The sequence below is a fragment of the Bacillus sp. LUNF1 genome (genome assembly GCF_011008975.1).
Classification (GTDB): Bacteria; Bacillota; Bacilli; order Bacillales; family Bacillaceae; genus Bacillus; species Bacillus velezensis.
Genome location: NZ_CP048876.1, coordinates 3,795,009 through 3,821,556 on the forward strand (window position 1 = coordinate 3,795,009; position 26,548 = coordinate 3,821,556).

Annotated in this window: 24 protein-coding genes and 3 pseudogenes; 9 read left to right on the forward strand and 18 right to left on the reverse strand. The window is 46.1% G+C overall.

Annotated elements, in window-relative coordinates:
- Positions 1-43: 43 nt before the first annotated feature.
- Both bglS and G4O42_RS18860 read right to left on the reverse strand, forming a co-directional pair.
- Positions 44-775 carry a beta-glucanase gene (bglS, locus tag G4O42_RS18855; RefSeq protein WP_032875626.1) on the reverse strand — a complete coding sequence of 244 codons (732 nt, stop codon included), beginning with the start codon at positions 773-775 and terminating at the stop codon, positions 44-46.
- 217 nt (positions 776-992) lie between these two features.
- A pseudogene (locus tag G4O42_RS18860) lies at positions 993-1,136 on the reverse strand (CAT RNA binding domain-containing protein); the annotation flags it as partial.
- 101 nt (positions 1,137-1,237) lie between these two features.
- Between G4O42_RS18860 and G4O42_RS18865 the strand changes: the two are divergent.
- On the forward strand, positions 1,238-2,488 hold the full coding sequence (locus G4O42_RS18865; RefSeq protein ID WP_087920813.1) for an MFS transporter: 1,251 nt from the start codon (positions 1,238-1,240) through the stop codon (positions 2,486-2,488).
- A gap of 29 nt (positions 2,489-2,517) precedes the next feature.
- On the opposite strand, the gene G4O42_RS18870 is transcribed toward G4O42_RS18865, so the two are convergent.
- The 8 genes and pseudogenes from G4O42_RS18870 to G4O42_RS18905 form a co-directional block, all read right to left on the reverse strand.
- Positions 2,518-3,957, reverse strand: a complete 1,440-nt coding sequence (locus G4O42_RS18870; protein WP_015418533.1) for a DEAD/DEAH box helicase — start codon at positions 3,955-3,957, stop codon at positions 2,518-2,520.
- Positions 3,958-4,200: 243 nt separating this feature from the next.
- Positions 4,201-5,265 (reverse strand): polysaccharide lyase family 1 protein, encoded by a 1,065-nt coding sequence (locus G4O42_RS18875; RefSeq protein WP_032875623.1) that lies wholly within the window; start codon positions 5,263-5,265, stop codon positions 4,201-4,203.
- A 141-nt stretch (positions 5,266-5,406) separates the two neighbouring features.
- Entirely contained in the window at positions 5,407-6,318 is a 912-nt protein-coding gene (locus tag G4O42_RS18880; protein ID WP_004393303.1) for a DMT family transporter, read from the reverse strand.
- Positions 6,319-6,464: 146 nt separating this feature from the next.
- Positions 6,465-6,911: a universal stress protein gene (locus G4O42_RS18885; RefSeq protein WP_032875620.1), complete on the reverse strand. Its 447-nt coding sequence runs from the start codon at positions 6,909-6,911 to the stop codon at positions 6,465-6,467.
- 90 nt (positions 6,912-7,001) lie between these two features.
- A pseudogene (locus G4O42_RS18890) lies at positions 7,002-7,117 on the reverse strand (family 1 glycosylhydrolase); the annotation flags it as partial.
- A gap of 93 nt (positions 7,118-7,210) precedes the next feature.
- Positions 7,211-7,357, reverse strand: coding sequence for a hypothetical protein (locus G4O42_RS18895; protein WP_024085986.1), 147 nt, complete (start codon positions 7,355-7,357; stop codon positions 7,211-7,213).
- A 41-nt stretch (positions 7,358-7,398) separates the two neighbouring features.
- Positions 7,399-7,578, reverse strand: coding sequence for a hypothetical protein (locus G4O42_RS18900; protein WP_032875617.1), 180 nt, complete (start codon positions 7,576-7,578; stop codon positions 7,399-7,401).
- An 829-nt stretch (positions 7,579-8,407) separates the two neighbouring features.
- A complete protein-coding gene (locus tag G4O42_RS18905) occupies positions 8,408-8,584 on the reverse strand; it encodes a hypothetical protein (protein WP_024085988.1) in 177 nt (58 codons plus the stop codon).
- Between the two features lie 133 nt (positions 8,585-8,717).
- Here G4O42_RS18905 and G4O42_RS18910 point away from each other — a divergent pair, with 133 nt between their 5' ends.
- Complete coding sequence (locus G4O42_RS18910) at positions 8,718-9,341, forward strand: hypothetical protein (protein WP_032875613.1); 624 nt, start codon at positions 8,718-8,720, stop codon at positions 9,339-9,341.
- 44 nt (positions 9,342-9,385) lie between these two features.
- Here G4O42_RS18910 and G4O42_RS18915 read toward each other — a convergent pair.
- The 3 genes and pseudogenes from G4O42_RS18915 to G4O42_RS18925 form a co-directional block, all read right to left on the reverse strand.
- Positions 9,386-10,203: pseudogene (locus tag G4O42_RS18915) on the reverse strand (protein rep); the annotation flags it as partial.
- A 55-nt stretch (positions 10,204-10,258) separates the two neighbouring features.
- Positions 10,259-10,615: a YwqH-like family protein gene (locus G4O42_RS18920; protein ID WP_223204427.1), complete on the reverse strand. Its 357-nt coding sequence runs from the start codon at positions 10,613-10,615 to the stop codon at positions 10,259-10,261.
- 133 nt (positions 10,616-10,748) lie between these two features.
- Positions 10,749-11,159 (reverse strand): very short patch repair endonuclease, encoded by a 411-nt coding sequence (locus G4O42_RS18925; RefSeq protein WP_032875610.1) that lies wholly within the window; start codon positions 11,157-11,159, stop codon positions 10,749-10,751.
- Between the two features lie 169 nt (positions 11,160-11,328).
- On the opposite strand from G4O42_RS18925, the gene G4O42_RS18930 reads away from it, so the two are divergent.
- Entirely contained in the window at positions 11,329-12,435 is a 1,107-nt protein-coding gene (locus G4O42_RS18930; RefSeq protein WP_032875608.1) for a DNA cytosine methyltransferase, read from the forward strand.
- A 138-nt stretch (positions 12,436-12,573) separates the two neighbouring features.
- Here the strand turns inward: G4O42_RS18930 and G4O42_RS18935 are convergent, their stop codons facing one another.
- The 3 genes from G4O42_RS18935 to abnB form a co-directional block, all read right to left on the reverse strand.
- Complete coding sequence (locus G4O42_RS18935; protein WP_032875605.1) at positions 12,574-14,196, reverse strand: AlwI family type II restriction endonuclease; 1,623 nt, start codon at positions 14,194-14,196, stop codon at positions 12,574-12,576.
- Between the two features lie 20 nt (positions 14,197-14,216).
- A complete protein-coding gene (locus tag G4O42_RS18940; RefSeq protein WP_049589291.1) occupies positions 14,217-14,660 on the reverse strand; it encodes a hypothetical protein in 444 nt (147 codons plus the stop codon).
- A gap of 167 nt (positions 14,661-14,827) precedes the next feature.
- Positions 14,828-16,234, reverse strand: a complete 1,407-nt coding sequence (gene abnB / locus G4O42_RS18945) for an arabinan endo-1,5-alpha-L-arabinosidase AbnB (protein ID WP_032875602.1) — start codon at positions 16,232-16,234, stop codon at positions 14,828-14,830.
- 241 nt (positions 16,235-16,475) lie between these two features.
- On the opposite strand from abnB, the gene hutP reads away from it, so the two are divergent.
- The 6 genes from hutP to G4O42_RS18975 all read left to right on the forward strand — a co-directional run bounded on the left by hutP (position 16,476) and on the right by G4O42_RS18975 (position 23,933).
- Entirely contained in the window at positions 16,476-16,922 is a 447-nt protein-coding gene (gene hutP / locus G4O42_RS18950) for a histidine utilization transcription antiterminator HutP (RefSeq protein ID WP_004393292.1), read from the forward strand.
- 112 nt (positions 16,923-17,034) lie between these two features.
- Positions 17,035-18,573, forward strand: a complete 1,539-nt coding sequence (gene hutH, locus G4O42_RS18955; protein WP_032875596.1) for a histidine ammonia-lyase — start codon at positions 17,035-17,037, stop codon at positions 18,571-18,573.
- Complete coding sequence (hutU, locus tag G4O42_RS18960) at positions 18,570-20,234, forward strand: urocanate hydratase (RefSeq protein ID WP_032875593.1); 1,665 nt, start codon at positions 18,570-18,572, stop codon at positions 20,232-20,234. The genes hutH and hutU overlap by 4 nt, the downstream gene beginning before the upstream one ends.
- Before the next feature lies 1 nt (position 20,235).
- Positions 20,236-21,501 (forward strand): imidazolonepropionase, encoded by a 1,266-nt coding sequence (hutI, locus tag G4O42_RS18965; protein WP_032875590.1) that lies wholly within the window; start codon positions 20,236-20,238, stop codon positions 21,499-21,501.
- Complete coding sequence (gene hutG / locus G4O42_RS18970; protein ID WP_032875587.1) at positions 21,494-22,444, forward strand: formimidoylglutamase; 951 nt, start codon at positions 21,494-21,496, stop codon at positions 22,442-22,444. The genes hutI and hutG overlap by 8 nt, the downstream gene beginning before the upstream one ends.
- Positions 22,445-22,514: 70 nt before the next feature.
- Positions 22,515-23,933, forward strand: coding sequence for an amino acid permease (locus G4O42_RS18975; protein ID WP_032875584.1), 1,419 nt, complete (start codon positions 22,515-22,517; stop codon positions 23,931-23,933).
- Between the two features lie 39 nt (positions 23,934-23,972).
- Here the strand turns inward: G4O42_RS18975 and G4O42_RS18980 are convergent, their stop codons facing one another.
- Positions 23,973-25,274: a pyrimidine-nucleoside phosphorylase gene (locus tag G4O42_RS18980; RefSeq protein ID WP_007614811.1), complete on the reverse strand. Its 1,302-nt coding sequence runs from the start codon at positions 25,272-25,274 to the stop codon at positions 23,973-23,975.
- Between the two features lie 27 nt (positions 25,275-25,301).
- A complete protein-coding gene (locus tag G4O42_RS18985; protein ID WP_004393280.1) occupies positions 25,302-26,483 on the reverse strand; it encodes a NupC/NupG family nucleoside CNT transporter in 1,182 nt (393 codons plus the stop codon).
- Positions 26,484-26,548: the final 65 nt, after the last annotated feature.

Consider the following 26,548-nt stretch of genomic DNA (forward strand, 5'->3'; position numbering starts at 1 on the left):
AAAAAGGATTTCCGATGGCGGAAATCCTTTTCTGTACATTACATTATTTTTTTGTATAGCGCACCCAGTCATAATGAGCGTATAGCGGATTTACACCATTGTAGGAACCGAGCCAGTCATCGACACCTATCCCATTCCATAAGTTCATCATGATTTTTCCCGGTGTTGTCGGGATTTGGCTTGTCGCAGTATGTTTTAATTGCCCATCGACATACCATTTAATAGAGTTTGGCTGCCAATCGAACGCATACGTATGATAGGCATTGGCCGCATCAAATCCGAGATCCGCGACCTTCTCATGATTTCCCTTTCCATTTGTATAATAATTAAATTGAACCTTTGTCGTGTCTTTTCCTAAAAATTCGATATCAATCTCATCCCAAGGAGTACCATCCGTTGGACCTGTATAAGTGAAGAACGATGAAACGATCCCTGTGTTTTTAGCCGGTTTCATTCTGACTTCATAAAGTCCATAGCCATAGGTTTGAGCGGAGCGGTTCTCCCCGCAGTCAAACTTGTTATAAGACGGGCTTGTCAGCGCCAATCGCATTTCACCTGATGACGTCACGGACACATTATTTGCACGCCACGTGCAGTTGAACATATCTCCATTGGAGTAACCATTTGCTTTTTGCCATAATCCGGAGTTATAGCTGTTAAAAGGTTCAAAAAACGATCCGCCTGTTTGAGCTGATGCAGTAGAAGTGATCGCACACAAACTCAAAAATAATCCAGTGACAAGAAGCAGCAGCACTCGTTTCATACGATAAAACATGTTGGCATTCCCCTTTCTTTGAAAGCGATTTCTTTATCGATCATACATGATTCTGTAAAAGGGAACATCAGTCAGAATAATGATAAAAACGAAACTTAAAAAGACCTAAATTACCATCAGCACAAACAGAGATGATCTGCGCTCATTGTAATTTAGGTTTTGCCTGCCTTAACCAAGTCATATGTGAATGTAAGACAAAATAAATACAAGGAAACTAAAATGGAATGCCCCGGCCCATGATGACCAATTCCTGATTGCCTTCTTTGAGCACACTGACGACATTATTAATGACTTTCGCAATCTTGAATTCTGTCTCCCTCCCGCCTGACCATTTACCTGCTACACATTTAAAGTAGTTCAATATCTCCAGGTCAATCAGAAAACGCCGTTCAGAAATCTTTGTCCAACGATGCGGATGAGGCGCATATAATGCAGAGAACCGTTTTTTGGGAAGGAGCGTGTGTGATGAAACGGTTTTCGAAAGAAGAAAGCAGCTGGATGCTGTATGATTGGGCCAATTCAGCTTATTCGGTCATTATTATGACGGCTGTTTTCCCCTTGTTTTTTAAAGCCGCGGCGGCGGAAAACGGTGTCAGCGCGGCTGATTCCACCGCTTATTTGGGCTATACGATTGCCGCCGCGACTTTTATTTTGGCGATGCTCGGTCCCGTCTTAGGAACGATTGCCGACTACAAAGGATGCAAGAAACGGTTTTTTGCCTTCTTTCTTCTGATCGGTGTGGCGGGTACAGCCGCGCTGGCTTTGATTCCCGGCGAATCTTGGATGCTGTTATTAATTTGTTATACGATTTCCACGATCGGCTTTGCCGGGTCTAATGTGTTTTATGATGCGTTTCTCGTTGATGTGGCCGCAAAGGAGCGGATGAATATGGTGTCCGCCAGGGGATTTGGACTGGGCTATATCGGCAGCACGATCCCTTTTCTCCTCAGCATTGCCGTCATTCTTTCAGCCCAAGCGGAGGTGATTCCGCTGTCCGCCCAGGCTGCCGGCCGCATTGCCTTTTTGATTACGGCGGCATGGTGGGGGCTGTTTTCGATCCCGCTCCTTCTCCGCGTCCGCCAGCGCTATTATATCGAGAGGGAGCCGCGGCTTGTATTCAGCAGTTTTATACGGCTGGCCGGCACGCTGAAGCAGATCAGGAAGCACCGGGCACTGTTTTTGTTTCTGCTCGCCTATTTCTTCTACATCGACGGGGTCGGCACCATCATTACGATGTCCACGTCATACGGGGCTGACCTCGGCATCAGCGCGGCAAATCTGCTGATTGTTTTATTTGTCACTCAGGTCGTCGCCGCGCCTTTTTCGATTTTGTACGGACGGCTGGCCGAACGATTTAAAGGAAAAACGATGCTTTATGCCGGAATCGGCGTGTATATGATTGTCTGCACGTATGCTTATTTTATGGATTCCGCTTTTGATTTCTGGGTCTTGGCTATGCTTGTCGCCACTTCCCAAGGAGGCATTCAGGCGTTGAGCCGCTCTTACTTTGCCAAGCTTGTCCCCAAACAGAACGCCAATGAGTTTTTCGGCTTTTATAATATCTTCGGCAAGTTCGCTTCGATTATCGGCCCTCTTTTGATTGCCGTGACCGCCCAGCTGACCGGAAATTCGTCAGCCGCCGTGTTCAGCCTGATTTTGTTATTTGTGATCGGCATTGCCATCCTTGCGTTCGTGCCTGAGGAGACGACGTAAAAAAAGCCTGCGCGCGGCAGGCTTTTTTTTTATTTCTTGGCTTTATGGACTTTCAGTTTTTTGCCTTTGACCGTCGTATTTTTCATGATGTCAAGAACGTGCGGGCCTTTGCCGTTCAGAATTTCGACGTACGATGCGTTGTCCAAAATCGTGATAATCCCGATATCATCGGCTGAAACGCCGTCGATTTTCGCAATCGTTCCGACAAAATCGACCGCTCTGAGTTTTTTCTTTTTCCCGCCGTTAAAGTACAGCTTCATGATGTCTTTGTTTAACTGTTCGCTTTTGTCTGTTTTGACATCGGGGCGGGCGTTCAATTTTTCCGCAAAAGCCGCTTTCCGTTCCGCTGTTTCTTTCTCAGACGGCGCCTCCCGCTTCTGGATGCGGAAACCGATATATGTCTCAATGTCATTCAGAAACCGCGATTCAGACGGTGTCACAAACGTAACGGCCAGTCCGCGGTGTCCGGCGCGGCCCGTTCTGCCGGTGCGGTGTACATAGCTTTCTTTTTCAAGCGGAATATCATAATTGATGACGAGGCTGATGTTTTCAATATCAATTCCTCTGGCGGCAACATCGGTCGCAATGAGATAGCGGAACTCGCCGCGCTTGAATTCATTCATGACGTCAAAGCGGTCTTCCTGCACCATGCCGCCGTGAATTTTATCGCAAGGGTAGCCCAGCCTGTCCAGCTCATCGGTTAACTGGATGACTCTTTCTTTTGTCCGGCAGAATATGATGCAGCTGTCCGGGTTTTCGGTGATCAGGACATCTCGCAGCAAGGATGTTTTGTCCTCTTCTTCTGTTCTGGTGACAAAATGCTCAATGTCTTTTGTCGTCAGGCCTTCCGCTTTTACTTCAATCAATTCAGGGTCTTTCATATATGTGCGGCTCAGCTTCTCGACGTCATCCGGCAGCGTCGCTGAAAACAGCATGGTGACTCTGTTTTTCGGCAGATGCTGAATGATGGCTTCCACCTGTTCAATAAATCCCATATTCAGCATTTCATCCGCTTCGTCAATCACTACATACGCCAGCCGTTCAAGCGGCAGCGTCCCTTTCTCTATATGATCAAGCACACGCCCCGGCGTTCCGGCAACGACGTGGCTTTTTTGCTTCAGTTCGGTTTTCTGTTTGTCAAAAGAAGCTTTTCCGAAAACCGCCGTGGCTTTTATCCGTTTGAAACGGCCGATATTCGTGATATCTTCTTTAATCTGCGCCGCAAGCTCGCGGGTCGGCGTTAAAATCAGCGCCTGCGGTTTGTTTTCCTCCCACTCCGCAAGCTCACAGATCGGAATGCCGAAAGCCGCGGTTTTGCCGCTGCCCGTCTGCGATTTGACGACGAGGTCTTTTTTTTGCAGCGCGGCGGGGATGACGCGCCGCTGCACTTCAGTCGGCTCGGTGTATTGCAAGCCATTCAGCGCCCGTCGGATCTCGGGGCTGATCGCATATTCATTAAACTCATTCATGACTAAACTCCTTCTCTGTCCGGCTCCCTTCATTATACGCGAAATGCCGCCGCTTTACCCTGACGTTTTGCCGGGCCATTCGGGGGACTGCTTTTTCACTTGTTCTTTTTTAAAATTTCACAGATACCCCACTTGTAATACAAATCCATAATACAAGTAGACATTAAAGGTTATTTTAGATATAACTGGAACTTCTAACCTTTTATCATAAAAAAAACCGCCGGCTGCCGGCGGTTTTTCGTATTATGGATAGCGGAGATTTGTATTTTGCGCTCCCGCATAGGATTTGGCGAAGTTTTTGGCGTCCTGGGCTGAAAGGGTGCCGTAGCTGTAATTTGATCTCGGATTCCAGCCGGTGCGCGGTGATTTCGGGGCTTTGAGCGACGGGAATGAACCGATGTCGGTGAATTGGGCCGTCCCGTAGTCGTCTATCATTCCGCCTTTTTCATTTCCGTTACCGAAATAGTTGGCTTCTGAGAAGACAGTCGCGTTTGTATGAATGGTGAATCCTAAATTGAAATTGGTCACATAGTTGTTTTTCGCATGAAAATAGCCGTATCTCATCAGGCCCGGTGAACGGACATAGACGTTATTAAAATAGTTGTTGGTGATCGTCATATGCGGATAGCCGATATAATTGCGCCCTTCGTTATCATCATTCGGATAACCGAGAATCAGGCCGTACAGATGGTCTGTGAATTTAGAGTTAGACAGCGTCACAAAATCCGCTTTAGCGCCGACATACAGAAGCTTTCCCAAATCACTGTGGCTGTTCGGATTGTAGCTGTGTCCTTCAAACCACACGTGGTCAATCCAGTAATTCTGTCCGTTCGCTATGTACACCGGAATGTCGTTGTTGCCCGTAATGGCGGCACTATGGCTGATAATGAGATTTTTGAAAATCACATTGTTTGAGCCGGAGCCGGTGGTCAGATAGATGTTGGTCAGCCTGTGGCTGGTATAAGAGCCGACGATCGTTTTATTGGCGCCGACTGTCACAACGGCTTTACCCGGGGAAGAAATATCACTTGTGATGACGATGGTTTTGCGGTCCGTTCCGCCCGCATTGTTATTCAGATCATTAAGATTGCTGACGTAGACGACGGGGCCGCCCTGGCCTCCCGATACGGCGGATTTTGCTTTTCCGTTATGATCCTTCGCATTTCCCGCGAATCCGGTAAGTCCCTGCATCACATCCGGATAAGCTGCTGCCGCTTCTGCCTGTTTTGATACGGAACATACGATGGTCAGACAAAGCGCAAAGCCGAGTGCAGCCAAGAAAGCGAGATGACGCGTCTTCTTTATCATGCCCTTCACTCCTTTAATCTCTTAAATTGTAAGCACAAGAAGTATTATACAATTACCATCCTCTTTTTCCATGATCTGTTTGTCTGCTTTTTCGTTATGGCTGAAAAGCCCCAAAACAAAAAAAGCAGCCGATACGGCCGCCTATATACGGGTGCTGTCTGCCTGAGTTTCCGCCGGCACGGCTTTTTGCTTTCGAATCAGGGACAGCGCCATTCCCGCAAAAATCAATACAATCCCCAAAGATTGATAAAGGTCGGGGCGAAATCCCGTAAATACGGTGTCAAGCACAATCGCCACCGCCGGATCAAGAAATACGATGATTGAAATAAACCGGGTGGATAAAAACCGCAAGCTGTCAAAAAAGAGCAAATACACAATTCCCGTATGAATGATACCGGTTGACACAATCATGATCCAGTTCACATGCGACAAATCAGAAAAAGCGCCGAAACGGACGAACGGGAGAAGAATGATAACGCCCAATCCGGTCTGCAAACAGGTGACGGCGTATGGGCTGAGGCTGTTGATGCCTTTCCCGGCCAGTGTCGTAAAAGCGTAAAAAAGGGCGGCCAGCACGGCCCAAATAATACCCGATCCCATCAGCTGAGAAAATGATGTATTTCCGTTGATGCCGGAAATCAGGGCGGTGCCCAGAAAACAAATCACGATGGAAGTGACGGACACAATATGCAGTTTCTCCCGGTATATAAGGCTCCCTAGAAGAAGGACGAGAACCGGAGCCAAATGATAAACGGAAATCGCTATCGTCACTGATGTCTCCTCAAATGATTTAAATAAAAACACCCAGTTCAGCACGAGAAAAAATCCGCAGGCCAGTGTCTGCAGCACCTCACGCCGGTTCCATTGTTCGGTGCGGTGCCGTCCGGAACCAAACCAGCAAACGCCCAGAAACAATGAGGCGCACAGACATCTCACAAAGACCAGTTCAATTGAAGGCACATTCGTATGTTCCGAGAAAAAGCCGATTGATCCGAAAATGACCATGGAAATGACCATTTTGATGACGGCATTTGATGTTTGTTCAGCTTGCATTGATTTGCTTCCCCCATATCATTGACTGTTTATTCAGACAAATACTAACAGCCATTTTACTTGATTCAGAGGAAGATTTCATCCTATTTTTCGAAAGACGGGGGTCTTTCTCATTAAAAAAACCCCGCATCAGCAGGGTCTTCCGTTTAATGAACGATCAGTACAGGACAAGGAGACAATTGTGAGACCTTATGGCTCACGCTTCCGAGCATCATTTCTTTAAATCCGCTGATTCCGCGGCTTCCGACGACAATCAGATTGAAATGCTGTTCTTTCGCTATGTTTAAAATTTGATGCGCAGGTTCGCCTTGGACGTACAGGCTTTCCGCGTTTACCCCGCTTTCAGCCGCTTTCTGCTTGGCCTCTTCCAGAATGGCCGCTCCTTTTTGCTCGACTTCATGTTTAATGTCTTCAATGAAGTTTTCCGGAACATAGACAATCCCTGTTAAGGCTGATGTGGAGACAACGGCTTCACGTCCCGCATAGAGAATGGTGAGTTCAGCCTGCTGTTCTTTCGCCAGATGGATCGCTGCTTCCAAAGCTTTGCCGCTCATGTCTGAACCGTCTACTGCTGCAAGAATTTTTTTAAACATATGAATCCCGCCTTTCTGCTTTTATTGTCCTCCTCTCTTTGCTGAATGTCAATTTTGCCGGCTTGCTTTGGAACATTGCGTTTACAGACTTTATCCGTTTGTAGCGATGACGTCTTTATACCAATAAAAACTTTTCTTTTTCTTTCAAACGTGCCTTTTCCATCATTACCGCGGTCGGCATAGATATAGCCGTAGCGTTTTTTCATTCTAAAAGGGTTCGGGTGGCGCTGAGTGAGTCAACTCCTTAATCCTCCCTACGGTCCGGTTACCGTTGACTCATGCCCTATTCGCTTGCTTCCCTAAAATCCTTTAATAACGCAATTCAAAAAAATAATTAACACAACAATCGCAGTAACAACCACTGCTTCTACAGTGTAGGTCACTTTTTTCCTTCGCATTTGCTCTTTATATTTTCTTTGGATTTCCCTCTTCTTATCAACATTCATTTTTTCGGCTCCTTCCCAACCCCTCGAAAACTTCACATCCCTTATTTTGAACTACCGGAATAAGACAGCTCTAGCGCTTTTCGTATGTATTCTTCTTCTGTGATTTCTCCATGAAACCGCCTTTCTAAGAGCTTTTCCTCTTCTTCCGTCAGCACTAAGCCCTCAAAGCCAAGGGTTGCTCTTACATATTTCATCCCTATTTCAAAATCAATCTCTTGCATTACTACCCCCTCCTCTTTATCAAAAGGCCCTGCGGGTCATTTTCGCCAGTACGCTCCAATTTATTTGGTGCGTATAACTGGGCACTCGGACCGCTCCTAAATTCCAAAACAAACTCAAACACAAAAGAACCCAGTCAGTCCCCTGTCATGACTGGATTTTTCCTCTCGTTTAGGTATGCAGCGCCTTTTAAAATGCACCCTTTTCAAAACAACTCAAATCATAATAAAGGGTGCAACACTTAAAGGTGTCTGACCTCGCCATAGCGAACCTATTTTACGAGGTGATTCGTGATGGATTCGGGAGTCAAATTATCGTCCGAGGATGACGTAAAGACTTTAGAGTATCTATGTACAATGACTAAGATCAATGGACACTCATTCGACGAAACGGTAAAGCATATAGCAAGCCTGCATCGTTCAAAACTGACCATATCGGATACCGCTACATCGCTACAGGACAATCCTTTGGTGGAATTCATGAAGCGACAGGAAGAATTCAACCAAAGAATGGCAGAACGGATGGAACAATTCGAAAAAAGACAGCATGAAAGACACGAGACACTCACTGCGGCATTACGGAAGTCGCTAGAGACACAAAAAAGGATCGCAGCCACTAAACAAAAAAAGTAGTGGCAATTTTGGAAATAGAACACACGGAAAATGGCGCACTTATACACACAACCCTGTGTACATGCTAAATCTCTCGATTTCCGTCAGGCGTGTTACAAAAAAGGAGACTTTCACCGAGTCCACTTTTTTATTTTTTCACTCATGCATAACAATTTTCTCTCTTTTGCACCGCAATAAAAAAACAGGCCTGAAGGCCTGCTTAATCTATTTTAGCTTTTTTCCATGTACTCCTAACAATTCCCATGATCACTATGTATACAATCGCAATACCAACAGTTACACCCTCAATTTTTGTAAAAAAGCTATTCAAAATTATTAATAAAAACGCTAGTACTGACGCAAACCAGTGTATAGATTCATATTTTTTGTCACTCATTGCTGATCCCCTCACTCTTTCTGTTAAACACTTTATATACCTAAATCCATCATGACACAATTTCCGCTATGGAATCAAGCGGTAAAATGGTTTATAATTTACAAGGTATTTTTAAGTAAAAAAGGGGGATAATATGAAATTTGTTCTAAAGTACAGAAGTAAAATTATTTTGGCAGTTGTTTCAGTGTTTTTATTTTCAATCCTTGGAACGACAGCCGCTGAAGCCGCTGAATCACCGAATAATCAATCATTAGTTCGAGACACTAATCTCGAAAAAGAATTTTCAAGTTTGCTTTCTAGTCAAAAAGCATTATACGCAATTGAAAACATACCTGACTCAGTGGTCAACCAAGGTTCTGATGCAATTTTAGATTGGTTCAGAAATAACATCGATGATCAATCGCTAATCAATGATATGAACGCCGCTGCAACTGAGCTTCATCAATCGGACAAACCATTCAAGACTCAAGGTGTACTAGGTTGTATAAGTGCTGTTGGTACCGCACTTGCCAGCCTAGCTTTCGCTCCTGCAAAATTGTTAAAGATCAAAAAGGCAATAAAAGCCTTGGGTGGAGTAAAGACATTCGTCACTAAAACATATCAGTACTACAATTATTACAAGAAAAAATACCGCAGTAAAAAAACCGCTTGGAACAAAGCAGTCTCCAAAGCAGCTTCAAAAGCCAGCCCTGAAATAAAAGAGGCGATAATGGACTTCTTTGGCATTACGGCCATCGTTTCTGCTTGTATTGAATAACGGTTCTACAAAGTAAGAGAGCAAGCCACATGGCCTGCTCCCTTTCACTTGATTATGTAATTTTTGATGCCGGGATGCCAATAAGCCATGACCTCAAAAGCGCTGTTTGCCACCTCATCGTCTTCCTCATCAATCTTAACCAGATCGCCGTCTTCCGCATCTTCAAGGTTCAGATCTCAGATCTTTATGTATCTCCTATCTCCTTCAAAATGCCGCCGTACCCGATCAGCCTTCGCGCAGAAAGCGCATCATCCAAGTAAAACACAGTATTTAAGTTATCATCCGTCACCTTGCTGCCACGCACCACATCCGTGTCCTTAACAGGATATTTAGAAATTTCGAGAACTGCTTTTTGCTCCATCATGGCTTCTCGCACATCGCTCTCAATTTGCTCAGCATCAATTTTAGCTCTTCCCTTGACTCTTCGAATGTCAACAATCGGCGTATAGTCCAGTTTCATCGCCCTTTTCCAAAGACTTGTCCATTCTGCCTGCTTGATATAATTTTTGCCAAAATAACTTCTCTTCACAGGCAATAACACATGAAAATGCGGATGATATGTATCTTCTTCATGATTTTTAGTAATCTCTAAAGCTCTAAAATAGCCAAGTACCGCTGTATCGACCCTTTTGTATTTCATGAGACGATTAAACCCTTTCATCATGTCAGAAATCTTAGACTTCAGCTCTTCTCCTGCTATATTTCTGACAGTCAGCGTGAGAAAAATCCACCCGCAACCGTACTGCCGGTTAGCTTCTTCTACAATTAATTTATTATGATAAGCAATTTTTAACGACCGGCGCCACGCACACATAGGGCATAACCTCACTTTGCAAAAATGGGCTTGATACAGCTTCAGTTTGTCCCCTGCTTTACCATATGGAAATCCATCTTGATCTCCTGTCCCATATCGCACCTCATCTCTTCTCTTTTTGTTTTCGGATCTCATTCTCAATTGATCGTATTCTGTGCTGAAGTGTATGCACGTCACCCTCTAATATAGAAATCTTTTCATTAATGCGTTCAATTATCCCGTTCACCTGGTCCTTTTTGATATCAGCCCAGGCATGTGCCATATCTTCGCGACACTCTTCAAAGGCCTTTGCATGGCTCCCTTTCCACGTATGCGGGGATAAATGAGGCTGACTGATCAAATGGTTGATATCTGCAAACTCATGTTTTAAATTTGTTATTTCATGTCTGACTTGTTTCAGGGCATGAATGTGCTCTTGTTTTATATCAAAGTCGGCTCTTGCCGAATGTAATGCGTTCATCTCTGCTAGTATAAGTAAACACCTCGCTTGTAAATTTTGGGCATTATAGACTATTTTCATGTTACACTATGGGTTTATTTGGATGAAAAGGAAAAAGGAATTATTTATCACCGGAAAATTTATAATCAGTTATCTACATATTCGTTTTTATAAAAGTTTCTATCTCATCTATTGTTCTTTCAAAATTCTCTTTAAAAGCATGTTCCCAAACCCTTAATATATGCCAGCCATGTTTTATATAGTAGGAAGTAACCTTTTGATCTCTTTCCTTATTCCGCTTCAGTTTTTTCTCCCAATACACTTTGTTGCTTTTTGGCTGATTTCCGTGAGAGCTGCATCCGTGCCAAAAGCAAGAATCAACAAAGATAACAATTTTGTATTTTTTAATAGCTATATCTGGCTTACCAAAAAGAGATGAAACATTTCTTCTGAATCGCAGCCCCCTGTTCCATAAGGCTGCGGATACTTTATCTTCTAATTTTGATTTTGCTTTAATCGCCTGCATATTCTTTCTTCTTTGTTCTTTTGTATGAGTGTCAGCCATACGATTCCCCTCCCGATTTGTAAAAGTTTTCCCTCAATGAAAACATTTAAATCTTCTATTAAAACAAAAGTTTTCTCCTTTTAAATTCGCGAAACAAACGTTCTCTTTTTAGCGTTAAGATGTGTTATAGTTTATAATGTGTATGAGATCAACAAATGGAGGTTTTTATATGATCTTCCGAAAAGGAGAATTGTTCAGCGGACCAGGAGGACTGTCTTTAGGAATTACAAGTGCCCGTGTCGTTGACAGTTCCGGTAATGAATACAGCATAAAACATGAGTGGTCTAATGATTATGACGAATCTGCATGTAAAACATACAGAAGAAATATCTGCAAAAATATTGATGACCCGTCAGTAATTGAGGGTCCTGTGCAAGAATTGGATATAGAAAGCCTCCCTCCTATAGATGCATTAGCCTTTGGATTCCCTTGCAATGATTACAGTATAGTTGGAGAACATAAAGGAATGAGCGGAGATTACGGCCCTCTTTACTCATATGGTGTAAAGGTGCTCAATTATCATAATCCGAAATTTTTTATTGCTGAAAATGTGGGCGGTCTGCAAAGTGCAAATGAAGGTAAAGCTTTTATTCAGATATTGAGAGAACTGGGAGAAGCGGGGATGGGTTATACAATCACTCCTCACTTATATAAATTTGAGGAATACGGCGTACCGCAAAAAAGACACCGTATTATTATAGTAGGTATCAGAAAAGACCAGAATTTAGAATTCAAAATTCCTGCTCCTACTACTCCTAATCAGTATGTTACTGCATACGACGCACTCAATAATCCGCCTATTCTTGATTTTACTGAAAATCATGAGCCTACGAAACATAATCAAAAAACTATTGAGATGCTGAACTATATTCCTCCCGGAAAGAACGCCTGGTATGAGGGCATCCCGGAAGAATTACGACTCAAAGTGAAAGGTGCCCGAATGAGTCAGATTTATAAACGTCTTCATCCGGATGAACCATCTTATACGGTGACTGGAAGCGGGGGCGGCGGCACTCACGTATACCATTGGGAAGAGCCTCGCGCCTTAACCAATAGAGAACGGGCACGCCTGCAAACCTTTCCTGATCATTTTGTATTTGAAGGAAAGAAAGAAAAGGTAAGACAGCAAATCGGCATGGCTGTCCCTCCAAAAGCTGCTCAAATTATTGCAGAAGCGATACTAAAAACGTTTGCTGGTATTGAATATGACTCTATTGAGCCAAAATGGACTTTTAAAGAGTTAGTTAAAGAGGAAAAAGTTCCTTATATGATTTAAGGAAAAGGAATCTGCAGTCAGATTCCTTTTTCTAATTCAGGCACTCTATAAATATAAGCACAACTCTGTAAGCACGCTTAAAAACATAGTACTAATAGATAATTTAAAGTTTCTACTCTAAATGCATAATTCAATCTCTTAACCTTTGTTGACTTCTTTTAGTAATTGTTCAAATGATGAAAAACTCTTATTTTTTACTGCTCCGAGAAAAATACTTACTCTTTGTTCAGGCATTAATTCATTTTCTATACAATAATCCAGTAATCCTAATAAAGTTTTAGAATTCAGCATAATACCATCAACAGAGTATCCCTGAAGATTTCTTTCAGTTAATCTTTTTATTTTTTCTAAATTTTTAACACCTCTAAATTCATTTGATGCTGTTACGTACCCATAAAAAACCATTTCTTTATCCTCGTAACCTTTATAATTTGGTATATATTCCGAAGCCATATGAGAGGCAAAAGAAGCACTTAATGTAAACTTATCCTTGTATCTCTTTGCATCTATTATTCCATACACGTTACCATAACTGATTAAAATATCAATTTCTGTTCTTTCCCCATTTAAAGCTTTAGGATGCATTGTGACCTCAAAACCCAACGCTTTAAAAATGTTTCCCGTACTTTTTTCAAATTGATGATCGCTGTTCTCATTTAAGTAGCTCTCGACAAAGTTAATATTTAAGGCTTTATATTGAATATCAGCCAGGATTTCATCAGCATACTCTTCTGCATCACTCCGAGGAAATTCTTCATTTAGAATTCCAACAAGATCTTCTTTATCAAGCATAGACGGAGTAGGTATATTTTTAAGAATACTTTGAAGCTTCCTTTTTGTTTTTAATGAATTAGTTGCAGGTTTTATGTTATGGAAGGAGCTTGCTTTGTAGCTGTCAACATCTAATCCGTTATTTTCAAACATTCTTTGCAAAGAAATGAGATAGCGTTTATTAAACGGATACTTTGCATCCAATATTTCCATCTCATTTTTTATTTCCTCTTTTTTGGAATTTTCAACTATTAATGCTTTGCCTCGAACATATTTCACCAATCCTGTATATTCGCTTATCAGCATAAAAGTATGCGCAACATCAGAATGAGCAGTATTGAAATCTCGAGCTCCTTTATCTGACCTCTCTCTATGTTCGAACTTTTCAGCTATATTTTGTTTTAATTTATTTTGTTCTTCAACACTAGAATTTCGGAAATTGATAATACTTTCTGTTATTTCTTTTATTTGATTATCTTTTTGGGCCACCATTACAAAATAGGTAATTTCTTCTTTTGTAACATAATAATCTAGCGATTCTTGATTAACTAATTTAATTAAAAATCTTACGGGACGTATTTGAAAGTCCTCATGAAACTTAGGTTTAAATCCTTTTTCTAAGAAGTATGCATTTGGATATTGAAAGGTGAGTATCTGCTTCCGAATATTTTGATATACTTTTTCCTCTTTTAGTATAGACCTTCCGGCTTTAGTCAGTACAACCTTTCCCTCTTCATCTAAATAACAATAAGCAAAAGTCCTTAGTAATGCCATCCATGTTCTCCCGCCCGATCCGCTCTCACTTATATTCTGTCTTTTAATACCTATATCTGCTAACTCTTGTTCATATCTTTTGTGTACTTCTCTATTACCTGACCAAGTCAGTTTTAATTCATCAGTTGCTTTATATAAAGCCTTTATGGCTTCCTTGTGAAACTTTGGATCCCTTTCCGGCCTTGTAATGAACCAAATAAGTCTTTCTGCTGCCATATCTCAGTCTCCATTTCTGTTTATAATTCTTTAATTTTCATATAAAGTTTTTCTTCTTCAATACTCATTATTTTTTTCTTTTTCATAATTTCAAAATAGAACGTTATACCTTTTAAAAAATCCTTATTGTGTTCAATATAACTGTCAAAATCGCCATCTGTAATGTTATTTGTTCTTCTCACTATTTCTAGAATTTCAATATCCAAAAGCTCGTCTATTGTTATTTCATTCATTTTATTTTCTTTCAGCAGCTCATTAGTAGCATCGAGGTATCTCAAAACTGTTGATATTTTAGGAACCTTCATTTCATTCAGCATTTTGTTAAAAGCATTATCACTCTTACCGGCTTTTGTACTTAAATGAGTTTGTTTAATATTACTATTATCCCGGATACTATTTAACTTATCTAAAATCTTTTTCGCTATAACCTTTTCTAAAAAGCTTTGAAGTACAACATTACTCATATTTCTCCTCTTTCAAAAAATAAACTTGTTTTAAAAGAACTTACAACTATAATAAAACAATCTCTATAACAATATTATACTCTATAGAGTATTAATTACTTTTCAAGTGCTTTTTTATATTACAAAAAAAAGAACCTTCTTAATTAAAAGAAGATTCTGAGTCCACCTCACTTCACTCCCCAAACAGCCTCCCCATCACCGCTCAGCACACTAAACGTCACAACTTCTTTCTCTCTCGCCGAGTCCCATTCTTTCAGGAAGACGCCGTCATAATTTGTGCCGTTCAGGTTGATTCGGGCTTTGCTGCTGTCCGTTATTGTCCAGGTTCCGGTCATTTCCCCGGAAATGGTGCCGTCGTTGTTAAGCCGGATGTTTTTTGGGGTTTTGATCGTAGCTGTGATGTCTTTTCCGTGCTGGATGAGTTTGTAGGTTCCGGATACGGCGGCCGCCGATATGTGTGTATCCGGTTCTCCCGCATAGCGGTATGGCGCTGCAACGGGCCATCCGTCTTTGTTCATGTACAGCCGATGCACTCTGACTTCGTGCTCTTCGCCTCTGTTCGGGAAACGGGTGTGGAAAATGAGGTATGATCGTTTCGTTTTCCCGTCGTAAAACACGGAGTTGTGTCCCGGCGATACGTAGCCCGTGCCTTTTTCAGATTGTGAGGCGAAGCTGTAGCCGCCCATGAGTTTGACCCCGTACGGTTCAATTGCTTTGTCATCGAAGAAGCTGCCGTCTTTTCCTTTGGCATCAAGCATGTTATGGCCTGCGGCGTCATAGTACGGACCGTCCGGATTTTTGGAACGCGCCACACGCATATGATAACCGCCGGCTGTGTCAAGTCCGCCGAATGACAGATACAGATAGTAATATTTCGTTTCCGGATTGTAGCTGATGTACGGGCCTTCGATTCTGCTGTGATTTCCGCCGAGCAGTTTTTTTCCGTAGCCTTGGTTCGGGAGCGGGAAACCGGTTTTCGGATTCATTTCTAGTATAAAAATCCCCCCGGAGTAAGAGCCGTACACCATCCAGAGCTTGCCTTTATGGTCAAAAAACGTTTGCGGATCTACGACATTCGGATGAACGTTTGCATTGTACCTCGTGCCGTCTTCGCTTTTTCCTTCCATGCCCGATTTCAAAAAGATGCCTTTGTTTTTGTAGGGTCCTTCGATCTTGTCACTCACGGCGACACCGAGAGCGGATCTCGGTGAGTCTCCTTTACAGGCGTTATAGTACATGTAATATTTCCCGTCAGACAGCTGGGCGACATCCGGCGCCCACAGCGTATCAGACTGGGCCCAGTCGAATGTCTCTTTTAATTCGGTGTAGACGTTCGGGATCAGGGGATTATTGGGATTGACGCTCGAAGACATCTGCTGCCACTGCATCAGGTTTTTCGACTTGGCGGAAGCCAAATGCGAGCCGAATACATAATATGTATCGCCTGTTTTGATGACGGACGGATCATGCACGCTGACCTCTGAAAAAACCGGATGCTGGGCTTTTGCCTGCGGCAGAGTGAACCCGATGACCGCTGCTGAGACCAGGCACACACGAAAGAAACTAGTTTTCATTTTCTGAAATCGCCTCGCTCTCTTCTTTTCTTAAAACGCTTTCAAGACAACGCTCCATTTTATGATGCGGATGGCGGAAATATGTGATCAACAGCGCCGACTTCACGATGTACCGCTTTACTTCGATAGCAATCTGATTTGTGAAAGACTGGAAAAAAAGTTTTGACTTCTGATTCGCAAACACTTAATATAAAAAACAGTTACTAGTTATCAGAATATTTAAGAATTGAGTGAAGCATATATGACCTTACACAAAGACCGCCGCATCGGGCGATTGTCCGTCCTTCTTCTGCTTCATGAGACTGAAGAAAACCAGCAGATCAGCCGGCTGGAACGGGACGGCTGGAAAGTCTGTCTCGGCAGGGTGGGTTCAATGGATGCGCATAAGGTAGTAGCTGCAATTGAAACCGCTTCCAAAAAGAGCGGTGTCATTCAATCTGAGGGTTATCGCGAATCACATGCGCTGTATCATGCCACAATGGAAGCTTTGCACGGAGTGACGCGGGGCGAAATGCTGCTTGGCTCGTTGCTTCGTACCGTGGGCCTGAAGTTTGCCGTCTTGCGGGGAAATCCGTATGAAAGCGAGGCGGAAGGCGATTGGATCGCCGTTTCACTTTACGGCACGATCGGGGCTCCGATTAAGGGGCTTGAGCACGAAACATTCGGGGTCGGAATTAATCACATATGAATCAGCCCATAGATTTCAGATGATAGGGGGCTATGCGTGAAATATCATTTTCATGGCATAGCTCCTTTTTGTATGGGCGCTTTACCAAAGTAAAGGAAAAGGGGTTGAAATGATGGTGACGTTAGACGGTTCCTCACTGACAACCGCAGATGCCCAGCGTGTGCTGTTTGATTTTGAAGAGGTTCAAGCATCTGCCGAAAGCATGAAACGTGTGAAAAAAAGCAGGGCGGCGGTTGAACGGATCGTTCAAGAAGAGAAGACCATTTACGGGATTACGACGGGATTCGGCAAGTTCAGCGATGTGCTGATTCAAAAAGAAGACGCCGCGGATCTGCAGCTGAATCTGATTCTTTCTCACGCGTGCGGCGTCGGTGATCCGTTTCCGGAATCTGTATCGCGGGCCATGCTGCTTTTGCGAGCCAATGCCCTGCTGAAAGGCTTTTCCGGCGTGCGGACTGAGCTGATTGATCAACTGCTCGCGTATCTCAATCATCGCATTCACCCGGTCATCCCGCAGCAAGGGTCACTGGGGGCGAGCGGAGATTTGGCGCCGCTTTCTCATCTCGCACTGGCGCTTATCGGGCAAGGCGAAGTCTTTTACGAAGGGGCCCGGATGCCGACAGCTCATGCTTTAGAAAAGACAAACCTTCAGCCGGCCGTCCTGACCTCTAAGGAAGGGCTCGCGCTGATCAACGGAACGCAGGCCATGACCGCGATGGGGCTGATCGCTTACCTCGAAGCCGAAAAGCTGGCCTATCAGTCGGAACGGATCGCGAGCTTAACGATCGAAGGCCTTCAGGGCATTATCGATGCGTTTGACGAGGACATTCATGCCGCCCGCGGTTATCAGGAACAGATGGATGTCGCCGAGCGAATCCGCTATTACTTGTCAGACAGCAAGCTGACGACCGTCCAAGGGGAGCTGCGTGTCCAGGACGCCTATTCAATCCGCTGTATTCCTCAAGTCCATGGCGCATCATGGCAGACATTAGCGTATGTAAAAGAAAAATTAGAAATTGAGATGAATGCCGCGACAGATAACCCGCTCATTTTCGAAGACGGCGCCAAAATCATCTCAGGCGGAAACTTTCACGGACAGCCGATCGCCTTTGCCATGGATTTTCTCAAAGTGGCGGCGGCCGAACTTGCGAATATTTCTGAACGCCGTATCGAACGGCTTGTGAATCCGCAGCTGAATGACCTGCCGCCCTTTCTGAGCCCTCAGCCCGGCTTACAATCCGGAGCGATGATCATGCAATATGCGGCGGCCTCCCTCGTGTCAGAAAATAAAACCCTGGCCCATCCCGCCAGTGTCGATTCAATTCCTTCATCGGCAAACCAGGAGGATCACGTCAGCATGGGAACCATCGCCTCAAGGCACGCCTACCAGATCATTGCGAATACGAGACGGGTGCTTGCCGTTGAAGCCATTTGCGCGCTGCAGGCCGTGGAATACCGGGGTGCGGAACATTGCGCCTCGTACACAAAACAGCTCTATCACGAAATGAGAAACATCGTGCCGTCCATACAAGAAGACCGCGTGTTTTCTTATGACATCGAGCATCTGAGTGACTGGCTGAAGAAGGAGTCTTTTCTGCCGAATGAGCATCACCAAAAACTGATGACCAATGAAGGGGGACTTACAAGATGACTGATGTAAAGAAATCAATCCGCGCCGGCCGCGGCACCGAACTTGAATGCTTAGGATGGGAGCAGGAAGCCGTGCTCCGCATGCTCCGAAACAACCTTGACCCGGAGGTTGCCGAAAAGCCGGAGGAATTGATCGTATACGGCGGCATAGGCAAGGCCGCGCGAAACTGGGATGCTTTTCACGCGATTGAGCGCTCCCTCAAAACGTTAAAAGATGATGAAACACTGCTGATTCAATCCGGAAAACCGGTCGGACTGTTCCGCACGCACAGCCGCGCGCCCCGCGTCCTGCTGGCTAATTCGGTTCTCGTGCCGAAATGGGCGGATTGGGAGCATTTCCATGACCTTGAGAAAAAAGGGCTGATGATGTACGGGCAGATGACGGCCGGCAGCTGGATTTATATCGGCTCACAAGGTATTTTGCAAGGCACCTATGAAACCTTTGCGGAGCTTGCGAGACAGCATTTCGGCGGCAGTCTGAAAGGAACCCTAACGCTGACGGCCGGACTTGGCGGAATGGGAGGCGCCCAGCCGCTGTCCGTCACGATGAATGACGGCGTCGTCATCGCCGTTGAAGCGGATGAAACACGGATTGATAAACGGATGGAAACAAACTATTGCGACCGTAAAACCGCATCAATTGACGAAGCGCTGCGCTGGGCCGAAGCAGCCAGACAAGCCGGAGAACCTTTATCAATCGGCCTTCTCGGCAATGCGGCTGAGGTGCATCATGAGCTTTTGAACCGCGGCGTCCATATTGACATCGTAACCGATCAGACTTCCGCTCACGACCCGCTGATCGGCTATATTCCGGCAGGATACTCACTTGAAGAGGCCGACTGCCTGCGCCGGGATCAGCCTGAATTATACGTAAGGCTTTCCAAGCAGAGTATGAAAAAGCATGTGGAAGCCATGCTCGCCTTCAAGAAAAAAGGGGCTATCGTCTTTGATTACGGCAACAATATCCGCCAAGCTGCCAAAGATGAGGGGCTCGCCGATGCTTTTGATTTCCCGGGATTCGTTCCCGCCTACATCCGGCCGTTATTTTGTGAAGGAAAAGGGCCGTTCCGCTGGGCTGCGCTGTCGGGAGACCCTGAAGATATATACCGCACGGACGCTTTATTAAAAGAGCTGTTTCCAGAAAATCAAGCCCTTCACCGCTGGATTGACATGGCGCAGAAAAAAGTCACATTCCAAGGCCTGCCGTCCCGTATTTGCTGGCTCGGCTACGGTGAACGGGAAAAGATGGGGCTCGCCATCAATGAATTGGTCAGAAACGGCGAGCTGAAAGCCCCGATCGTCATCGGAAGAGACCATTTAGACTGCGGATCTGTCGCCTCTCCGAATCGGGAAACAGAAGCGATGAAAGACGGAAGCGACGCGGTCGGCGATTGGGCGGTGCTGAACGCGCTGATCAACACGGCCTCAGGCGCAAGCTGGGTTTCTTTTCACCACGGCGGGGGCGTCGGCATGGGGTATTCCCTTCACGCGGGAATGGTCGCGGTCGCTGACGGCAGCATCCTTGCGGAACAGCGGCTTTCCCGCGTTCTGACAAGCGATCCGGGAATGGGCATCATCCGCCATGCGGACGCAGGTTATGAAAAAGCGGCTCAAGTCGCCGAGGAACAAGACATTATGATACCGATGAAAAAGGAGCGGTAACATGCCGAAACAAATAGATACCATACTCACCAACATCGGCCAGCTGCTGACGATGGAATCCGGCGGCCCCCGATCAGGCGGAAGCATGCAAGATCTTCGTGTCACGGAAGATGCCGTCATCGGCATTCACGACGGGCGCATTGTTTTTGCCGGACATCAAGGAGCGGAGGAAGGATACGAGGCACGAGACATCATCGACTGCGGGGGACGGCTCGTCACCCCCGGCCTCGTCGATCCCCATACCCATCTTGTATTCGGGGGGTCCCGGGAAAAAGAACTGAATTTAAAAATTCAGGGCATGTCCTACTTGGATATTCTGGCGCAAGGCGGCGGTATTTTGTCAACGGTCAAAGACACGAAAGCCGCTTCCGAAGAAGAACTGATTGAAAAAGGGCTTTTCCACCTCGGACGCATGCTGTCATACGGCATCACGACCGCGGAAGTAAAAAGCGGGTACGGACTCGACAAAGACACGGAGCTGAAACAGCTGACCGCAGCGAAAAAACTGGGCGGGCGCCAGCCGATCGACCTTGTCACGACCTTTATGGGGGCACACGCCATTCCGCCTGAGTACCGTAACAGCCCTGACGAATTTCTGAATCGCATGCTGCAGCTTTTGCCTGAAATAAAAGAAAAAGGCCTCGCGCAATTTGCCGATATTTTCACAGAAACAGGCGTCTTTACCGTCAGCCAGTCACGGGACTACCTGAAAAAGGCGGCTGAAGCTGGTTTCGGCCTGAAAATCCATGCTGATGAGATTGACCCGCTCGGCGGCGCGGAATTGGCGGCAGAGCTGCATGCTGTTTCTGCCGATCATTTGGTGGGGGCGTCTGACGAAGGCATCGAAAAGCTAGCGGAGTCCGGAACGATCGCTGTCCTGCTGCCGGGCACGACTTTCTATCTCGGCAAACACACTTATGCGAGAGCCCGGGAGATGATTGATGCGGGCGTACGGGTCAGTTTGGCGACTGACTTCAACCCGGGCAGCTCACCGACGGAAAATCTCCAGCTCATCATGTCGATTGCCGCGCTTCATTTAAAAATGACCGCAGAAGAAATCTGGCACGCTGTCACCGTTAATGCCGCGTATGCGATCGGAAAAGGCGAAGAGGCCGGACAAATTAAAGCCGGACGGGCGGCTGACATTGTCATTTGGGAAGCGCCGAATTACATGTATATCCCGTATCATTACGGCGTCAATCATGTACACCGTGTCATCAAGAACGGAAAGACGGTCGTTTCAAGGGAGGGAGCCGCTCTTGGATAAGTATCCGTTTCTGCAAAAAGCCGGCTCCCTCTTCAACGACCGCCATGTGACAAGGATCGGCGATGTGACGGAAGCGTGGGCGGGACAAACGATCAAAGGGCCGGCTTTGATCGGCGTTCCGCTTTCTAAGTCGTCAATCAGCCATTCCGGTGCCTGCTTTGCCCCCGGTGCGATCCGCCGGGCGCTCGGCGGGATTTCCGCATATTCCGCAGAGCTGCGGGAGCATGTCATTGACCATCTGTACGATATCGGTGATATTCAGATTCATGTCACGGATGTCGTTAAATCTCACGAACACATTTATCGGACCATTCATGACATTCTGACGGACCAGCCTGACTGGGTGCCCGTCATTCTCGGCGGCGACAACTCCATCAGTTATTCCACCATTAAAGCCATTGCGGAAACGAAAGGAACAACGGCCGTCTTTCAATTCGACGCCCACCACGATGTCCGCAACACAAAAGACGGAGGGCCGACAAACGGCACGCCATTCCGCCGGCTGTTAGATGAAAATATCATAAGCGGACAAAACCTGATTCAGCTTGGAATCAGGGAGTTCAGCAACAGCTTGGCATATGAACAATATGTAAAAGAGCGGCAGGCAGAAGTGTATACAATGGAGATGATCCGGGAGAAAGGGCTCCTCCGAACGATACAAGAGGTCTTGCCGGCCGTTCAAAAAAGAACCGACACCATTTTTATTTCGGTTGATATGGATGTGCTGGATCAAGCTCATGCGCCCGGCTGCCCCGCGATCGGCCCCGGAGGTCTGTATACCGAAGAACTGCTTCAGGCGGTCAGGTTTTTAGCCCAGGAGGCTGACATCTCGGGTATTGAGATCGTTGAGGTTGATCCGACACTTGATTTTCGCGATATGACAAGCCGGGCAGCCGCACACGTCATTTTACATGCATTAAAGGGATTTAAATTGTCACGTTAAAGTCAATTCCGGCACGCGTGCTCTCTGCTGCCGGAAGATTCTCACGCCACGCAAAAAGGGGGAGATCACGATGGATGTTGATCAAGGCGGCAATCAACTAAAGCGCACGATGAAAAGCAGGCACTTATTTATGATTTCATTGGGAGGAGTCATCGGCACGGGGCTGTTTTTGAGCACAGGGTATACATTGAGCCAGGCCGGGCCGGGCGGGACGATCGCCGCTTACCTGATCGGCGGCTTGATGATGTATCTTGTCATGCAGTGTCTCGGAGAATTGTCAGTAGCCATGCCTGTGACCGGTTCATTTCAAACGTATGCGACAACGTTTATCGGACCGTCCACAGGTTTTATGGTCGGTATCATGTATTGGGTGAATTGGGTGGTGACGGTAGGATCGGAGTTTACAGCTTCCGGTATCCTTATGCAGCGCTGGTTTCCCCACAGCAGCGTCTGGATGTGGAGCGCGATTTTCGCGGCTCTCCTTTTTGCCGCCAATGCATTCTCCGTTAAATTGTTTGCAGAAACAGAGTTTTGGTTTTCCAGCGTCAAAATCGTCACCATCCTTTTATTTATCATCTTAGGCGGCGCCGCGATGTTCGGTTTGATTTCATTGCACGGTTCGAGTGAAGCTCCAATGCTGTCGAATTTCACCTCAAACGGCGGACTGTTTCCGAACGGCTTTCTTGCGGTTTTCATCGCAATGATTTCCGTAAGCTTCGCCTTTTCAGGGACGGAGCTGATCGGAATTACGGCGGGTGAAACCGCCAATCCGGCAAAAGATATTCCGCGTTCGATCCGGAATGTCGCCTGGAGAACGGTTATCTTTTTTATCGGCGCCATTTTTGTGCTGTCCGGACTGATCTCCTGGAAGGAAGCCGGTGTGATTGAAAGTCCGTTTGTCGCGGTCTTTTCCCAAATCGGTATCCCATACGCCGCAGATATCATGAACTTCGTGATTTTAACGGCTTTGCTTTCTGTCGCCAACTCCGGACTGTATGCTTCCACCCGGATGCTGTGGTCTCTGGCGAATGAAAACATGATCAGCGCCCGGTTCAAAAAAATCACGTCGAAAGGCATTCCGCTGAATGCTCTGCTCGCCAGCATGGCCGTATCCTGCATATCCTTGATCTCAAGCATCGCCGCCCCGGGCACGGTCTACGTGGTGCTTGTGGCAATAGCCGGATTTGCCGGCGTCGTGGTGTGGATGAGTATCGCCCTGTCTCAGCTGTTATTTCGAAAACATTATGTAAAAAATGGCGGACGCGTCTCGGATCTGACCTTCCGCACACCGTTATACCCTCTCGTTCCGATCGCCGCTGTGATCTTATGTTTCGCTTCATGCGTAGGCCTTGCATTTGATCCCAATCAAAGAATCGCCCTCTTCTGCGGAATTCCTTGTATGATCCTGTGCTATCTCATTCGTTTTTTGAGAAAGAAACAGCCGAAACAATCCGTCCGTGACATTCATTTGGATAAAACCATGCCATAAAAAAAGGCACATACTGATGAGGTATGTGCCTTTCTTCTCTTATTCCGTAATCAGCGTATGAATCAGTTTCGGCGCTTCCGCTTTTTCTGAGATGCGGATGTTGTCATAGACTTTGGCGGTCACGTCATCAACGTTTTCGCGGTTGGCGTAAAGGGTGACGAGCGGCTCGCCTTTTTCGACGTTGTCACCGACTTTTTTGCGGAGCATAATGCCGACGGCAAGATCGATTTCGTCCTCTTTTGTCGCACGTCCCGCGCCTAACAGCATCGCTGCGACGCCGATTTCGTCGGCGACGATTTCTGAAACGACACCCGCTTCTTTCGCCGGAACGTCAATTTTGTACGCCGCCTGCGGAAGTTTGGACGGATCGTCAACGACAGAAGCGTCTCCTCCCTGATTGCTCAGGAACTCTTTGAACTTTTCAAGCGCTTTGCCGTTTTTCATGACTTCCTGCAGCTTCGTTCTCGCTTCTTCCAATGTCTCGGCTTTTTTCGCCAATACGACCATTTGGCTGCCGAGCGTGAGGACGAGTTCGTTTAAGTCTTCAGGCCCTTCCCCTCTTAACGTATCAATGGCTTCTTGTACTTCCAGAGCATTCCCGATCGCAAAACCGAGCGGCTGCGACATGTCAGAAATCACGGCCATCGTCTGGCGGCCGACGTTGTTTCCGATGCGGACCATTGCTTTGGCGAGGTTCACGGCGTCTTCATCCGTTTTCATAAACGCGCCGGCGCCCGTTTTGACGTCAAGCACGATGGCATCTGCTCCGGCTGCGATTTTTTTACTCATAATTGAGCTTGCGATCAGCGGGATGGAGTTCACCGTACCCGTTACATCACGCAGCGCATACAGCTTTTTATCGGCAGGCGTCAAATTGCCGCTTTGTCCGATGACCGCTACTTTGTCGCGGTTCACAAGCTTGATGAATTCATCTTTTGACAATTCCACGTGGAAGCCTTCGATCGCTTCCAGCTTATCAATGGTTCCCCCCGTATGGCCAAGACCGCGGCCGGACATTTTAGCAACGGGAACGCCGAGCGCCGCGACGAGCGGTGCGAGTACGAGAGTTGTCGTGTCGCCGACCCCGCCCGTAGAGTGCTTGTCGACCTTAATGCCTTCAATGGCGGAAAGATCAATCGTTTCCCCTGAATTCACCATCGCCATTGTCAGATCGGCGCGCTCCTGATCCGTCATATCCTGAAAGTAAATCGCCATAGCCAGCGCGCTTGCCTGATAATCAGGGATGCTTCCGTCCGTGTATCCTTTTACGAAAAATTGAATTTCTTCTGTTGTCAGTTCTTTTCCATTTTGTTTTTTTACAATAAGATCTACCATTCTCATGATCTATCACCTGTCCTTCATTTATGTTCAGTGAATCAATCCGACGATCGCCGCTGTCAGGAAGCTGACGAGCGTTGCGCCGTACAGCAGCTTCAGCCCGAACCGCGCGACGACGTTTCCTTGTTTTTCATGCAGCCCTTTCACCGCACCGGTAATGATCCCGATAGAGGAGAAATTCGCGAATGAGACAAGGAATACAGATACCACTGCCTGTGTATGCGCACTGAAATGGAAATCGCCGGATGAGAGTGTCTGCATCGCCACAAATTCATTCGATACCATTTTCGTCGCCATAATGCTTCCGGCGCTCACCGCTTCATTCCACGGAATACCGGTTAAAAACGCAAACGGCGCGAATACATATCCGAGCAGCGCCTGGAATGTAATGCCGAAGACCGCGTTAAAAACGCCGTTGACCAGGGCAATGAGTGCAACAAATCCGATCAGCATCGCCGCTACGACGACGGCGACTCTGAATCCATCCATTATATACTCACCGAGCACTTCAAAAAAGGATTGCTTTTCTTCTTCAGGAACGACGATCAAATCCTCTTCTTTGCTGACGGTGTACGGGTTGATGATAGAAGCGATGATAAATCCGCCGAATAAGTTCAGCACAAGCGCCGTCACGACGTATTCAGGCTTCAGCATCATCATGTAAGAACCGACGATCGACATTGAGACCGTCGACATTGCGGACGCGCAAAGCGTATATAAGCGCTGTTCAGTAAGATAACCGAGCTGTTTTTTCAAACTGATAAAGACTTCTGATTGCCCTAAAATCGCAGATGCGACAGCGTTGTAAGATTCGATTTTCCCCATTCCGTTCACCTTGCTTAACGCAAGACCGATATACTTCGTGATGAAGGGGAGGACCTTCCAGTGCTGCAGAATTCCGATTAAAGCGGATATAAAAACGATCGGCAGAAGCACGCTCATGAAGAACGTCGTCTGTTTCGCATTCACAAGCCCGCCGAATACAAAGTTAATCCCTTCTGATGCATATTCCAGCAAGTAGTTAAATCCTTTTGCAAAACCGCCGACAAGAAAATTCCCGATACCGGTGTTGAGGAGAATATAACCGAGAATCAGCTGCAGCACGAGCATGACGGCGATCGGCCGGATTCTGATTCTTTTTTTGCCGTTGCTGGCAAGCCAGGCAAGACCTAAAAACACAATGATTCCGATAATTCCGATGAGATACTTCATATGTGTTCTCCTTTTATTTGTATTCGCTTACAATTTTTTATGCATCAACAAAGAAAGAGGATGGC